The organism is Curtobacterium sp. NPDC088465 (assembly GCF_044753165.1).
In the GTDB taxonomy this organism is placed as follows: domain Bacteria; phylum Actinomycetota; class Actinomycetes; order Actinomycetales; family Microbacteriaceae; genus Curtobacterium.
Genome location: NZ_JBIVMR010000001.1, coordinates 1,227,751 through 1,241,159, shown reverse-complemented (window position 1 = coordinate 1,241,159; position 13,409 = coordinate 1,227,751). Strand labels below are relative to the sequence as shown.

At 72.1% G+C, this 13,409-nt stretch carries 14 protein-coding genes; 6 read left to right on the top strand and 8 right to left on the bottom strand.

Translation table 11 applies throughout. The features are described from left to right. Positions 1-110: 110 nt before the first annotated feature. From ACIP6W_RS05830 to ACIP6W_RS05820, 3 genes are all read right to left on the bottom strand, one after another. Positions 111-962 (bottom strand): LamG domain-containing protein, encoded by an 852-nt coding sequence (locus tag ACIP6W_RS05830; RefSeq protein ID WP_209684803.1) that lies wholly within the window; start codon positions 960-962, stop codon positions 111-113. Beyond that, on the bottom strand, positions 959-1,840 hold the full coding sequence (locus ACIP6W_RS05825) for a S26 family signal peptidase (RefSeq protein WP_209684801.1): 882 nt from the start codon (positions 1,838-1,840) through the stop codon (positions 959-961). The genes ACIP6W_RS05830 and ACIP6W_RS05825 overlap by 4 nt, the downstream gene beginning before the upstream one ends. 294 nt (positions 1,841-2,134) lie before the next feature. Beyond that, positions 2,135-2,788 carry a hypothetical protein gene (locus tag ACIP6W_RS05820; RefSeq protein ID WP_209684798.1) on the bottom strand — a complete coding sequence of 218 codons (654 nt, stop codon included), beginning with the start codon at positions 2,786-2,788 and terminating at the stop codon, positions 2,135-2,137. Between the two features lie 164 nt (positions 2,789-2,952). Here ACIP6W_RS05820 and ACIP6W_RS05815 point away from each other — a divergent pair, with 164 nt between their 5' ends. Together ACIP6W_RS05815 and ACIP6W_RS05810 are read left to right on the top strand one after the other, a co-directional pair. Beyond that, positions 2,953-3,405 (top strand): MarR family winged helix-turn-helix transcriptional regulator, encoded by a 453-nt coding sequence (locus ACIP6W_RS05815; RefSeq protein WP_308301856.1) that lies wholly within the window; start codon positions 2,953-2,955, stop codon positions 3,403-3,405. Positions 3,406-3,480: 75 nt separating this feature from the next. Beyond that, complete coding sequence (locus tag ACIP6W_RS05810; RefSeq protein ID WP_209684796.1) at positions 3,481-4,464, top strand: TerC family protein; 984 nt, start codon at positions 3,481-3,483, stop codon at positions 4,462-4,464. Positions 4,465-4,509: 45 nt separating this feature from the next. Here the strand turns inward: ACIP6W_RS05810 and ACIP6W_RS05805 are convergent, their stop codons facing one another. From ACIP6W_RS05805 to ACIP6W_RS05790, 4 genes are read right to left on the bottom strand one after another with little or no spacing between them, the layout of a single operon-like run. Continuing rightward, positions 4,510-5,610, bottom strand: coding sequence for an AI-2E family transporter (locus ACIP6W_RS05805; RefSeq protein ID WP_209684795.1), 1,101 nt, complete (start codon positions 5,608-5,610; stop codon positions 4,510-4,512). After that, on the bottom strand, positions 5,607-6,731 hold the full coding sequence (locus ACIP6W_RS05800; protein WP_209684794.1) for a Brp/Blh family beta-carotene 15,15'-dioxygenase: 1,125 nt from the start codon (positions 6,729-6,731) through the stop codon (positions 5,607-5,609). The genes ACIP6W_RS05805 and ACIP6W_RS05800 overlap by 4 nt, the downstream gene beginning before the upstream one ends. Further along, positions 6,728-8,170 (bottom strand): lycopene cyclase family protein, encoded by a 1,443-nt coding sequence (locus tag ACIP6W_RS05795; protein WP_400428646.1) that lies wholly within the window; start codon positions 8,168-8,170, stop codon positions 6,728-6,730. Before ACIP6W_RS05795 ends, ACIP6W_RS05800 begins: the two co-directional genes overlap by 4 nt. Beyond that, positions 8,157-9,077 carry a bacteriorhodopsin gene (locus tag ACIP6W_RS05790; protein WP_400428645.1) on the bottom strand — a complete coding sequence of 307 codons (921 nt, stop codon included), beginning with the start codon at positions 9,075-9,077 and terminating at the stop codon, positions 8,157-8,159. Before ACIP6W_RS05790 ends, ACIP6W_RS05795 begins: the two co-directional genes overlap by 14 nt. A gap of 191 nt (positions 9,078-9,268) precedes the next feature. On the opposite strand from ACIP6W_RS05790, the gene ACIP6W_RS05785 reads away from it, so the two are divergent. Genes ACIP6W_RS05785 through ACIP6W_RS05775 form a run of 3 tightly spaced genes read left to right on the top strand, consistent with a single transcriptional unit; the run spans position 9,269 to position 10,989 of the window. Continuing rightward, positions 9,269-9,922 carry a response regulator transcription factor gene (locus ACIP6W_RS05785; RefSeq protein WP_209684791.1) on the top strand — a complete coding sequence of 218 codons (654 nt, stop codon included), beginning with the start codon at positions 9,269-9,271 and terminating at the stop codon, positions 9,920-9,922. 9 nt (positions 9,923-9,931) lie between these two features. Further along, positions 9,932-10,411, top strand: a complete 480-nt coding sequence (locus tag ACIP6W_RS05780) for a MarR family transcriptional regulator (protein WP_209684790.1) — start codon at positions 9,932-9,934, stop codon at positions 10,409-10,411. Positions 10,412-10,434: 23 nt separating this feature from the next. Then, entirely contained in the window at positions 10,435-10,989 is a 555-nt protein-coding gene (locus ACIP6W_RS05775; RefSeq protein ID WP_209684789.1) for a GNAT family N-acetyltransferase, read from the top strand. A gap of 74 nt (positions 10,990-11,063) precedes the next feature. Here the strand turns inward: ACIP6W_RS05775 and ACIP6W_RS05770 are convergent, their stop codons facing one another. Continuing rightward, complete coding sequence (locus ACIP6W_RS05770) at positions 11,064-11,420, bottom strand: hypothetical protein (RefSeq protein ID WP_066657492.1); 357 nt, start codon at positions 11,418-11,420, stop codon at positions 11,064-11,066. A gap of 245 nt (positions 11,421-11,665) precedes the next feature. Here ACIP6W_RS05770 and ACIP6W_RS05765 point away from each other — a divergent pair, with 245 nt between their 5' ends. Then, a complete protein-coding gene (locus ACIP6W_RS05765) occupies positions 11,666-13,330 on the top strand; it encodes a putative Ig domain-containing protein (RefSeq protein ID WP_400428642.1) in 1,665 nt (554 codons plus the stop codon). Positions 13,331-13,409 lie beyond the last annotated feature (79 nt).

The following is a 13,409-nucleotide window of genomic DNA, read 5'->3' as shown; positions in this document are numbered from 1 at the left end:
TCGACGGTGGTGACCGCACGATCGGGTGGGGGTTTCCCCCACCCGCCCACGGACGGACGGGAGGCGCGCGGCGACCCCGTCACGCGCCTCCCGTCCGCCGTGTCGGTGGGTCAGCGACCGGCGGCGTTGTGGTTCGCGACCTGCGTCGCGGACAGCTCCGTCGAGTAGACCGCGGCGTACCGCATCGACCCGGTGAAGTACTCCCTGGACGGCGCCCCCGGCCACCCGCTGATGGTGTCGTACCCGATGCGGAAGTACCCGGTGTAGTTCTCCGGGGCCTTGAACGCGGTGTTCGACGCGACGAGGGTGCCGTCCAGGTACAGGCGCATCCCGTTCGTCGGCGACATCGTCGACACGACGTGGTGCCACGCACCGTCGGTGACGGCCTTCGGGGACGTGATCACCTGCGTGGTGCCGTTGTACGAGCCGAACACGAGCTGCCCCGAGGTGTTGACGTAGATCTGCCGGTCGTGCTGCCCCGAGGTGGCGACCTGGTTGCTGCCGAAGCCGATGAGCAGTCCACCGGCCACCGTGGTGCGGAACCAGACCTCCTCGCTGAAGGTCGTCGGGTTCGCGTAGGCCCGCGGCGTCGAGACGAAGCTCGTCGACCCGTTCAGCGTGTACGCCGGACCACCGTCGCGGGAGCACGCTGCCGGGTTCGCGGTCGTGGTCATCGACCCCTGGTAGGTGCCGGCGTTGCCCTTGCCCGACGAGTCCGCCGCGGTCTTCGCGCCGGCAGCCTCGTCGAGGTCGTAGGCGAACAGCGCGCCGGAGGCGTCGGCCAGCGCTGCGGCACCGCAGGTGAAGTACGGCGCGGTCGCCGCGGTGTTGCCGGTGTTCGCGACGGTCGCGCTGTACGCGGACCGCGTCGGAGCGAACTGGTTGAGCAGCACGACCACGGCGAGGGCGACGACGAGCAGTGCGGCGACGACCCGGCCGTCGCGGAGGCGACCGGCCCTCACGAGGCACGCACCGGTTCGACACGGCCGACGGCCAGGCAGAGCACGAGCGGCACGAGGCACACCAGGACGAGCGCAGCCCAGCCGACCGGGTCGAGGTGGATGTTCGAGGTCAGCTGGTAGTGCCCGTTCGCCGTGAGCTCGTGGATGACGACGCGTCCGACCTGGCCGTCGACCAGGTGCACGGTGGTGCCGCCGTGGGCCTCGACGCGGACGGGGAACATCCCGGAGGAGACGATGGTCGCCTCGACCCCCTCGGGGCTCGAGGTGTTCGTGATCGTGGTCACGTTCACGAACGGCTTGAGGACGAAGGCTGCGTACGAGGTCGTGAGGGCACCACCGGCGATGCGCAGGCAGGTGCGGGTCACGCGGTCGGTGAAGGCGCTGGTGAGCGTCCAGATCAGCAGGGTGCCGACGAGCAGGATCGGTGCGGCGCGGAACAGCCAGCCGAGGTGGGGCACGAGGAGCACCGGTGCGCCGATGACGTCGTGCTGCGTGAGCGTCCACGGGTCGGTGGCACCGTTGATGTCCCCGCGGGTGTGCAGGCCCTGCGCGTCGATGCCGATGATGCGGTGCGTGTAGACGACGCCGGGGTTCGCATCGGTCGCGAACGAGACGACGTCGCCGACCGCGAGCGTGTCCACGTCGACCGGCATGTCGAGCACGAGGGTGCCGACCGGGGCGGCCACGCCCATCGAGGGCGTCTCGACGACGAACCAGCGACCACCGGCGGACAGGAACAGCACCGCGGCGGTCAGCAGCACGGCGGCGACCGCGGCGACCGTCCAGGCGAGGACGGTCTCGGAGCGGCTGACGGCACGGCCGCGCAGGACCGGACGGTCGAGCGTGCCGCTGAGCGGGATCGCTGCGGTCTGGCTCATCTGCTGCTCCGGTGGGGTCGGCCGCCCCGGAGGGACGGCGGGTGGTGCGGGTGCGGGGAGTGCGTGGGGAAGGGGGGCGGCGCTCGGGCGTGGGGGGACGTCCGAGCGCCGCCGGGGTGGACGCGTCCGACCGGACGGGGGGATGACGGTCGGACTGCGCCGGGGGTGACGTCACCCGGCCGGAAGGGGGGAGGCCGGTCGGGGGGCGTCGGTCTGTGGAGTTCGGTCTGGGAGCGGGGGGTACCGTGCCGGCGGGACGGGATCAGGGCGTCACGCCGGCTCGCTCCCTGCGGGTCAGGCGGTGAAGGTCCAGGTCATCGGGACGGACGCTGCGAGGCCCTGGTACGTGTTGCCGGCCGACGGGTCGAGGGTGACCGCGAAGTTGAACGGCACGGTGGCGCCGGCGGCGGGGGCCTGGGGCATCGTGAAGGACGAGGCCGGCGCACCCTTGAAGCTGGCGAGGGTGCCGCTGAAGACGGTGGTCGAGCCCGAGGTGATGACGAGGTTCATCTTCGCGCACAGGTCGGTCGCGGTGCCGTTCTGCGTGCCGTTGGCCGACTGCGTGCAGGTCGCACCCGGGGTCAGCGTGAAGGTCGCGGCGTTCGCGGTACCGGTGTTCTTGATCGAGATCGCGGTGTTGACGGTGTTGCCGGGCGTCATCGTCGTGCTGCCACCGAACTTGTTGATGGTGGAGCAGGTCGCCGCGTTCGTGGAGACCGAACCACCGTCGGTGCTGAGGCAGGTGACGGTCGCGCCGGCGTTCTGCTCCTGCATGACCAGCGTGCCGGTCGCGGCGGTGTTGCTCGAGTTGGTGATGCTCGCGGCGAACCCGGAGAGGGTGCCGGTGAGCGAGAGCGACAGCAGGACGGCGGCGAAGATGCCGGCGAGGAGTGCCACGGGGGCGAAACGGATCCGCTTCATCGCGGAGGTGCGGAGCTTGGTGGACACGGTGTACCTCATCGTTCGGTGGTGGTGCGGGCAGTCGGAGCAAGTGGTTCGGGCTCACTTGCTTCAATGATCAAGATAGTCAGTTGTTCACCAATTTGACCACTCGTATACTTACCCCAGAGCGGGGGACGCCCCGTGTCCCCCCTTCGACGGAAGCAGGTCCCGTGGCCCCCTCCACCGACGACGCCGACCTGATGGCGGCGTTCGCCGCGGTCGTCCGCGCGAACACGAGCCTGGTCGGCCAGCTCAGCGCGCAAGCCGGCATCCACGAGAACGCCCTGCGTGCGCTCGTGCTCGTCAGCGACACCGGGTACTCGACCCCCACCGAGGTGGCCGGCTACCTCGGGCTGACCTCGGGTGCGGTGACGAACATGATCGACCGCATGACGGCCGCCGGACTGATCGAGCGCGCACCCAACCCCGCGGACCGACGGGGGTCCCTGCTGCGCCTGCTCCCGGCTGGCGACGCCGTCGTCGAGGACTACCGCACGCGCTACGGCGCGATGCTGCGCGCCGTCGACGGCGCGCACGGCGGCGAGCTCCACGAGGTGCTGAACTCCCTGGCGACCAGCCTGTACGAGCAGGCGGCCGACGCGATCGGCGTCCGCGGGGACTGAACCGGGACGCGGCGGACGGAAGGGACGTCGCGGGCCCGCCGCGCGCCTCCCGTCCGCATGCCCCAGACTGGAACGATGCCCCAGCTCCCCGTCGTCTTCGAGGTCGGCTCCATCATCGCGCTCGTCGCGATCCTGCTCGTCGACCTGCTCATCGTCGCCCGCCGACCGCACGTCCCGAGCCTGCGCGAATCGGGCACGTGGGTCGGTGTCTACGTGGGGCTCGCGCTCGTCTTCGCGGTGCTCATGCTCGTCTTCGCCGGCGGGGACGCCGCGGGGCAGTTCGTCGCCGGCTGGCTGACCGAGTACAGCCTGAGCATCGACAACCTGTTCGTCTTCGTCATCATCATGGCGCGGTTCAGCGTGCCGAAGGCGATCCAGCAGGAGGTGCTGATGCTCGGCATCATCATCGCCCTGGTCCTGCGCGGGGTGTTCATCCTGGTCGGCGCGCAACTCATCGAGGACTTCACCTGGATCTTCTACCTGTTCGGCGCGTGGCTCATCTGGACCGCGATCCAGCAGCTCCGTGAGGACGACGACGAGGAGCAGCAGGACAGCGCCCTCGTCCGCCTGCTGCGCCGTCGGGTGCGCATCACGGACGAGTTCGACGGCATGAAGTTCCGCGTCTCCCAGGACGGGGCGAAGCACTTCACACCGCTGCTCATCGTGCTCATCGCGATCGGCACGACGGACCTGCTGTTCGCGCTCGACTCGATCCCCGCGATCTTCGGCATCACCGAGAGCGCGTTCATCGTCTTCACCGCGAACGTGTTCGCCCTGATGGGTCTGCGGCAGCTGTACTTCCTGCTCGGCGGGCTGCTCGAGCGCCTGGTCTACCTGAAGTACGGGATCGCGCTCATCCTGGCGTTCATCGGGGTGAAGCTCGTGCTGCACGCCCTGCACGAGAACGAGCTGCCGTTCCTCAACGGGGGCGAGGGGTTCTCGTGGGCACCGGAGATCCCGACCTGGGTGTCCCTCGTGGTGATCCTCGTCGCGATGGCGGGCGCGACGGGGGCGAGCCTCGTCCGGATGCGACGGGACGCGGTGGTCAGCGGGCGCTGACCGTCCGGGCCGCGGTGGTCGGCCGGCGCTGACCCTGCGGCCGCGTCAGGCGGCGGGCTCGGCGCTCTGCGGGATCGGCAGGGCGATCTCGACGTCGGGGTCGTCCTGCCGGGCCGCCCGGATCATCGAGTTCGCGGTCGCGGCGAGCGGTACGGCGAAGAACCCGCCGGCGATCCCGCCGATCGTCGTGCCGGCGATCACCGCGAGCAGCACCGCGAGCGGGTGCACGGCGACGACGGACCCGGTCAGGAACGGGTGCAGCACCTGGCCCTCGAGCTGCTGCACGAGCACGACGACCCCGAGCATGACCAGGGCGACCACCCAGCCCTTGAACAGCAGTGCCAGGAGCACCGCGACGGCCCCGGCGGCGAAGGCCCCGACGACCGGGATGAACGCCCCGACGAACACCACGACACCGATCGGCCCGGCGAGCGGCACCCCGAGCAGGAACGCGCCGAGTGCGATGCCGATCGCGTCCGTCGCCGCGATGACGACCTGCACGCGGATGAAGTGCGTCAGGGTCGTCCACCCCGCCTCGCCGGCGACGCCGATCCGGTGCTGCGCGGCCCGGGGGAAGAGCGAGACGACCCACTCCCACATCCTCCGTCCGCCGGTGAGCGCGAAGATCGTCACGAAGGTCACGATGAAGAGCCCTTCGCCGAGGTGCACGAGGGTGGCGCCCGCGACGACGACGCCCTGCTGCAGTTCGGCGGCGTGCTGCTCGACGAAGGTCCTGGCGTCCGTCGAGAGCGTGTCGAGGTCGACCGACGGCAGGCCGAACGGCGGGTGCCGCAGCAGGTCCTGCACGGTGCCGATGAGCGCCACCGTGCGGTCCTCGAGGCTCGGGAGCTGCTCGCTGACGCGCCAGACGACCAGGAAGACGAGCAGGGCGATCCCGACGACGAGCGACAGCAGCGCGAGGACGATCGCGAGCCACCCCGGGACACCGTGACGCTGCAGCAGGGCACTGAAGGGCACGAGCAGCGCGGCGACGACCAGCCCGATGAGCAGGGGCACCACGACGTTCGACAGGGTGAAGGCGATCCACCCGACCAGGCCGACGGCCGCCGCGATGACGAGGATGCGACCGGCGAACACCGCGCCCGTGCGCAGGCCGGACGGGCGGGGAGCGGGTGTGGTGGTCACGGGGTGTCCTTCGTTCGGGGTGCTGGTGCCGGGCGCTCGGTCGAGCGCTCGGCACGGGGGTGCGTCACGTGGTCCGGTGTGCGTCGGGACCAGGTGCGCTGCACGTGGTCCATCCACGTGACGACGACGGTGTGCGGGGTGGTGAGTGCCGCGATGAGCACCAGGTAGACGCCGAGGTCGGCTCGGCGGACCACGACGGCGAGTGCCACGAGCATCGCCACCGCGATCGCGGTGATCGGCCACGCCTGACGGGCGAAGCGGAGGAACGGCGCGAGCAGCCGCCCGCGGTGCAGCTGTCCCGCGCTCGTCGGCTCGGTCAGCTCGAGGCGCAGGATGTGCCGGACCGCGTGCCACAGCGTGAAGTAGAGGCCGACCGCGAGCACCGGCGGCACGACGGCGAAGAACGCGACGAGCACGAGGTCCTCGGAGACCTGCCGCCAGCGCGGTCCGCCGGCACGGGCGACGATCACGACGTGCAGCACGACGAGCGCGGCGACCAGGACGGCGCCGGCGAGCCGGACCGCGCCGGGCACCTCGAGCACGGCGCCGTCGAGCCCGCCGTCGACCACCGCCGCCGACTCGACGACCACGTGCGCGGCGGCACCCGGCTGCGCGACGAACGGCACGGTCATCGGCAGGGCTCCGCGCACCGCCACGGTCAGGGTGGACCCGAGCGCACCCGGCACGCCGTCGCCGAGCAGCCGGTCGACGAACAGGTCGCCCTGCCCCCAGTGGAACCAGGTGATCCCGACGAACACCGCGAAGCCGAGCAGCGGTGCGGTGGTCCAGAGCGCGACCGTCGCCGCGCCGACGACGAGGTAGAGCGCCACGACCGTGTCGACCGACCGCGCGGTGCTCGTCCCCGGACGCAGGCGCGCGGGGACCAGGTGGTCGAGGGCGCCGTGGGGGAGCCCGAAGACCAGCACGCTCACCGCGAAGGGCACGAGCTGCACCGCCACGGGGACGGCAGCGCCGCTGAGCGTCGTGACGGCGCAGGCGAGTGCGACGAGCGCGAGCACCGCGGTCACCGGCGCGAGCACGCGGTCGGCGACCCAGGTGCGGAGGGCGGGCGGCGCTACGAGCCCGCGGTCGGGCAGGACGCCCGCCGGCACCGCGGTCACGATCGGCCCCCGGACCGGGCGGCCGTGTCCCGGTCCGTCCGGGTCCGGGTCCGGGTCCGGGTCTGGGTCCGGGTCTGGGCGATCGTGTCCCGGTCCGTCCGGGTCCGGACGACCGCGTCACGGACGGTCCGCGCCAGTGCCGCCAGGAACGGGCGCTTCTGCAGCGCCAGGACGATGCGCAGCTCGTCGATCGGGCCCGACCGCTCCGACAGGAACCGGACGACGAGGGGACCGGGCAGCGCGAAGAGCCGCCGGAACGCCTCCGCTGCCTGCTCCGGCCGGTCCCGCAGGAACCGCAGGAACACCGCGTCGAGGAAGCGCGTCCGCCACCCGTCGACGAACGGCGGCACCGCGGTCCCGGCGGGGAGGTGCTGCGCGACGAGGGCGCTGTGCCGGTTGCTCCGGGCGAACCCGTAGCCGCTGCTCGGACGGGTCGTCCCCACGACGGCGGTCGCTGCCGACCACCGGGCGTCGGGCCGTGCCGGTGCGTCGGTCATCGGGATGCACCCGCGTTCCTCGTCGACCACGCGCCACTCGTCCGGACGGAGCCCCCACCGTCGCCCGACGTAGCCGGCGACGTGGCCCTCGTGGTCGAACGGGTCGGCGGCGTCCGGGGTGAAGACCGTGCTCTCGACGAGCGCCTCGGTGGGGGAGACCGGCAGGACGTAGACGAACCGGACGGGTCCGGCGGCGTCCTGTCCGGTGAAGTCCATGAGCGTCGCGGACGACGTGTCGAACACGGGTCGGTCGGCGGTGACCCAGTGTCCGACGAACCGCTGGTGCAGGAGCACGCGGCCTGCGCCGATGTGGTCCGGGCACCGGGGTCCACGGGCGTCGAGCACCTGCCGTGCGCGCACCGTCCCGAGTCGGGAGGTCACGACGCACCCGTCGTCGGTGCGCACGACCGTCGAGACGGGGGCACCGCCGACGACGCGGACGGTCCCGGCGGTGTCGTGGCCACCCGCGGCGATCCGTCGCTCGGCTGCCTCCCGACGATCGGCGGCCCGGACGAGCACGTAGGGGTGTGCGGGGTCGGTCCCGGTGCTCGTTCCGTGGTCCGTGCGGACCTCCCACCGGTCCCAGCTCGCCGACCGCGCCTCCGGCAGGGGATCGCTGCCGTCGTCCCACGAGCACCACGAGCGCGGGTCGGGCGTCGAGCGCCCCTCGAGCACGAGGACGGTCGGTGCGCCCGCGGAACCGGCCTCGGCACCAGCACCGACACCGACACCGGCACCGGCCCCGGCCCCGGCCCCGGTCTCGGCCTCGGCCTCGGCCTCGGCCTCGGCGAGCCGGATCGCGGTGGCCAGGCCGGAGCAGCCGGCCCCGACGATCGCGACGTCGACGGTGCCGGGCAGTGCCGGACGGACGGGGCCGGGGGCCGGAACGCCGTGCGCTCCGACCCCCTGGCTGGTCGCGACTGTCGAGTCAGCGACGAGCACGCTGCGCACCGGGGGCGGCGGTGGCGTGCTGCGAGTGGTGCGCCGTGGCGGTGTTCGGGAGCGTGCCGTCGGAGAGCTTCTCGGACGAGATCCAGAGCGCCTCGGGGAGGGTGTCGACGCCGGTGCGGACGTCCTCGGCGGAGCGGAGCTTGGCGATCTTGTGGATCATCGACCCGAAGCCGACCTTCGCGACGATGTCGGCTGCCGACAGGACGATCTGCATCCACGTGATGACCGCGCCCCCGTGCCCCCAGCCCTGCAGGCCGAAGATGATCGGGTACGCCATCCACGTGACGATGAGCAGGATCCCGGCGTTGCGGAGCGTCCCGGCGGCCTCGGTCCCCTTGAGGTCACGGCCGCCCTTGACGACGACGTAGATGACGAGGACGTACAGGACCACCATGAAGACGCCGGAGATGACGCCCCAGGTCCAGAGCGCGCCCGTGTTCGTGCCGGAGTCGATGACGACACCGCCGACGAAGCCGGTGCTGATCATCAGGAACGCGGCGGCGATGCCCACCGCACGCAGTCGACGGGCCGCGGCACCGGCGAGGGTGGCGACGGCGATGAGCTCGATCACCAGCAGCGGCACGGTGACGGTCCAGTCGAAGTAGCGCGGCGCCCAGGACAGGATCGCGTTCGCGTTCGGCACCCAGGACGCACCCTTGCGGTCGTAGCCGATCGCGAACTCGAGCACGAGCAGGACGTACGACAGGAACGCGATGCCGGTGATGCACAACCCCGCGTACACGCCGCTGCGGTACCGGCCGGTGACCTCGCTGACCGAGACCCACGACTTCACGAAGAACGCGAAGAGCGCGAGTCCCGCGACCGAGAGTGCGTAGACGATGAGCGTGTGCTCCGCGAGCGTCAGCGTCGCGTTCCACGGAGCGAGTGCATCCGACATGGGGGTCCTTCCGGGGGATCGAGGGCCGACGGGAGACCGCCGACCAGGAGAACTTGCTCCTGGGCAACCGTCGCGGTTCCCAGGCCCGGCTGCGGACGGGGTACAGCACCGTCCGTAGCGTGGTGATCCCGAACGAACCAGGGCACGATCGCGCCCGTCTCACCCCCAGGGGTGGTCCTGAGAGGATCCAGATGTCCGAGCGCATCCGCGTCGCACTCGTCAACGACTACGAACTCGTCCTCCGCGGCCTCGCCGACCTGCTCGCCCCGTTCTCGGACCGACTCGAGGTCGTGCAGCTCGACGCCCGTCACCGGGTGACCGTGGACGTCGACGTGGCGCTCTACGACACGTTCGCCCAGCCGCAGCCCGACGACGAGGACGTGACCCGGCTGGCCGCGAACCCCCGCATCCGGACCGTCGCCGTCTTCACGTGGAAGATGGACCAGGACCTCATCGACGCCGCCGTGTCCCGTGGCGCGACGGGCTACTTCGCGAAGAGCTCGACCGCCGAGCAGCTCGCCGGCGGGCTCCTCCGCGTCGCGGCGGGCGAGCGGGTGCTGGACGAGCCGCGACGTCGGGTGGCGAGCGGGCCGGGTGTCGACTGGCCCGGCCGCGAGCTCGGGATCTCGGACCGGCAGTCCGAGATCCTCGCCCTGATCACCCAGGGGAAACGCAACGACGAGATCGCCGAACTGACGCACCTCAGCCCGAACACGGTGAAGACCCACATCCGCACGCTCTACAGCAAGATCGGCGCCCGGACCAGGGTCGACGCGGTGCTGTGGGGGACCGACCACGGGTTCCGGCCCGACCACCGCAGCGTCGACCGGGCCACGTCGCCGTAGGCTGGCCCGGTGGGCGACGACGATGAGCAGCAGTCACGAACGGAGTCGTCCGTCGTGGACGCGTCGGTCGTCGGGCTCGGCATCGTGCTCCGCTCCCTCGCGCCCGCGCTCGAGCAGGTGACGCTGCAGCAGTACCGGATCCTCGTCCTCCTGGCCACCCGCGGGCCGCTGCGGGCCGGGGACCTGGCCGTCGAGCTCGGGCTGCTCCCGTCCGGCATCACGCGGATGGTCGACCGTCTGGTCCGCGACGGGTGGGTGACCCGGAGGACCTCCGGTCGCGAGGTCCTGGTCACCGCCGGTGAGGACGCCCTCGCGCTCGTCGAGCGCGTGCTCGCGCGTCGGGCCGTCGAGTTCCGGGCGGCGCTGCGCCGGATGACCCCCGAGGAGCGGTCCGCCGTGCGCACGGCGGCGGACGCGCTGGCGCGCACCGCGGTCGCGGACCCGGTGCTGGACGCACAGCTCCTGCTCGCGACCCCACCCGAACGGTGATCCCCGGGTCGTACCGTGGGGGCGTGACGATCACGCTGACCAGGACCGACCCGCAGGGCGCCGACCGGGAGGCCATGGTCACCTTCCACACGTCTGCCCGCTTCCCCTTCCACGTCCGTCCGCAGCCCACCCGCGTCGACCTGGAGCGCGCGATCGACCGCGGTGCGTTCCGCGACGACGAGCACGACTCGTGGTGGCTCGACGACGAGCGGCTCGGACGCGTCGGGCTGGTCGTCCTCGAGGACCTGCAGGACCCGGCACCACTGCTCGACCTGCGGCTCGCCCCGGCGATCCGTGGGCAGGGACTCGGGGTGCCGGCGCTCCGAGCGGTGACCGACCACGTGTTCCGCACCATGCCCGACGTGACGCGCTTCGAGGGGCAGACGCGCGAGGACAACACCGCGATGCGACGCGTGTTCCTGCGCGCCGGGTGGGTGCAGGAGGCGCACTACCGGGAGTCGTGGCCGGTCGAGGGCGGAGCACCGCTGGCGTCGGTGGCGTACGGCGTCCTCCGGCGGGACTGGGAGACGGGTCGGGTGACGACGTTCGCGTGGGACGCCGTCACGCTCGACGACTGACCGAGGAGTCGTCGCGATCAGCCCGACTCGTCGCGATCAGCCCGACTCGTCGCGATCAGCCCGACTCGTCACGATCAGGACGGCTCGTCGACCAGGGCGGTGAACCGACTGCCGACGCCGTACACGAGGTGCCGCGTCGTCCCGGCCGCGGGCGGCGGCACCTCGTCGTGGTCGTCGCACACGAGCAGCGTCCAGTCCGGCCACCACTTCTTCGGCCGCTCCTGCTCGGAGAACCCGCAGACGGCGCACTCCAGGTGCGTCCAGACCTTCTTCGTCCCCGTGCGGTTGCCCCGGGACTGCACCAGCCAGGCGGGCGGGTCCTGCTCGATGCGCTCGAGTTCGGCCTCGCCGATGTGCGACGGGATGCCGTGGCGAGCGGCCATCTCGAGGGGGATGTCGAGCCGGATCGCGGCGTCACGGCGGGAGAGCATCCGTCCAGGGTAGGTCGTCCCGAGGTGTGCGGATGCGCCGGTTCCCGCGTCGCCACCCGGCCACCCGAGTCATCCGCGCGGCGGATCTTGCCTGAGCCCCCGTTCAGCCCACGGTGGAACGACCGGTGCTGACCGGGACTTTCCCGTCTGCCCCTCGGGCGGGGGACCAGCCGCGCGCCCAGGATCCTCCTACTCTGCGCGAACCGACAGATTCCCGTTCTGTCACCTGACCCCTGGGGGAACCCGTGCGCCGTAGCACCTCCACCGCCCGACGCGCCTGCGCCGTCGGCACGACCATCGCCCTCGTCGGCCTCACGACCGGCCTCGGCATCATGACCGCGACGTCGGCCTCCGCCCTCGAGCCGACGACGAGCACCGCCGTCGCGGACGGCGGGACCACGTCGACGGTCGCCCCGAGCACCGACAGCCCGAGTACCGACACGCCGGGCACGGAGGCACCCGCGACGGGGACCCCGACCTCGGACGCCCCCGCCACCGAAGCACCGTCGACGGCTGCTCCCACGACCGACGCCCCCGCCACCGAGACACCCGCCACCGACGCGCCGACCCCGTCCGAGGGCGACGAGCCGACCGGCTCCTCCACGACGACCGCCGACCGCCCCGCGGCCGCCGGCACCGTGACGATCGACGGCGTCGCCGCGGTCGGGTCGAAGCTCACGGCCGAGCCCTCGGGCTTCACCGCCCCGGCGAACCTCAGCTACTCGTGGACCATCGACGGCACGTCCGTCAGCCAGGGCCAGAGCTACGTGGTGAAGCCCACCGACGCCGGCAAGGTCGTCATGGTCGCCGTCACGAACACGCAGGGCGGGATCGCCGTCGAGTCCGAGTCGGCCCAGACCGACCCGATCACGCAGGCCCCGGTCTTCGTCGACGAGGACGGCGAGCCGGTCACCGACGGCATCACGACCGAGGGCGACCTGACCCTCACCGCGACCGCGGGCGAGGCGTTCTCGTACACCTTCCGCGCGATCGGCTCACCGAAGCCCGTGCTGGCCCTCGACTACTACAACTCCGAGGACGGCGAGGACGCGGACGGCTGGACCCCGGCCGACCAGCTGCCCGAGGGGATCTCGTTCGACCCGGCGACCGGCGTGCTCAGCGGGACGACCGTCGATGCCTCGTACTGGGACTTCGCCGTCACCGCGACGAGCGGGACCGAGACCGTGACGCAGACCGTCGAGCTCGACGTGCAGGCCGCCGCACCGGTCGGGCTCGAGGCGACCGCGGTCGACCGCGCCGACTTCATCGACTACGCGAAGGCCGGCTTCCCGGTCGGCTGGTTCGACGACGAGGCGACGAAGAAGTCCGGCTCGCTCCGGTCCTGGATCATCAAGGCCGACGGGTCGGTCGTCACCGAGCACACCGACTGGGAGCAGACGCCCTTCGGCGGGTCGGAGTTCATCGACGAGGTCCCCGGCGGCACCCCGACCGTCCCGCAGGGCGGCACGCTGCTGCTGTCCGGCACCCTGGTCGACGAGTTCGGCAACGCGGTCGAGGACGAGGAGGACGACCTCGGCGTGACCACCATCGACGTCCGCTCGAACGTCGCGTCCGACGTCGTGGAACAGGACTCCCTGCTCGGTGACTCGGGCTTCGTCGGGGTCACCTTCCCGCACGCCTCGGTGCACCGCCTGACGGTCAGCGCGTCCGACTTCAGCACCGCGTTCGACGTGCAGGTGACGCCGACGCCGGTCGCGGCCGTCCCGGGCGGCACCACGACCCCCGCTGCGGTGCAGCACGGCACCGCGTCGGCGCCGAAGGGCCACGGCCGGCTCGCCTACACCGGCGCCGACGAGACCTCGCCGGTCGCATGGGCACTCGGGCTGCTCGTCGCCGGTGCCGGCCTGATCGGCGCACGCACGCTGCGTCGTCGACGCGCCCGTTCCTGACCCGGTCCCTCCCGTCCGTCAGGTGCCCACCTGACGGACGGGAGGTTCCTCCCGCGGCCCCGCCACGTCCCTCCCGGAC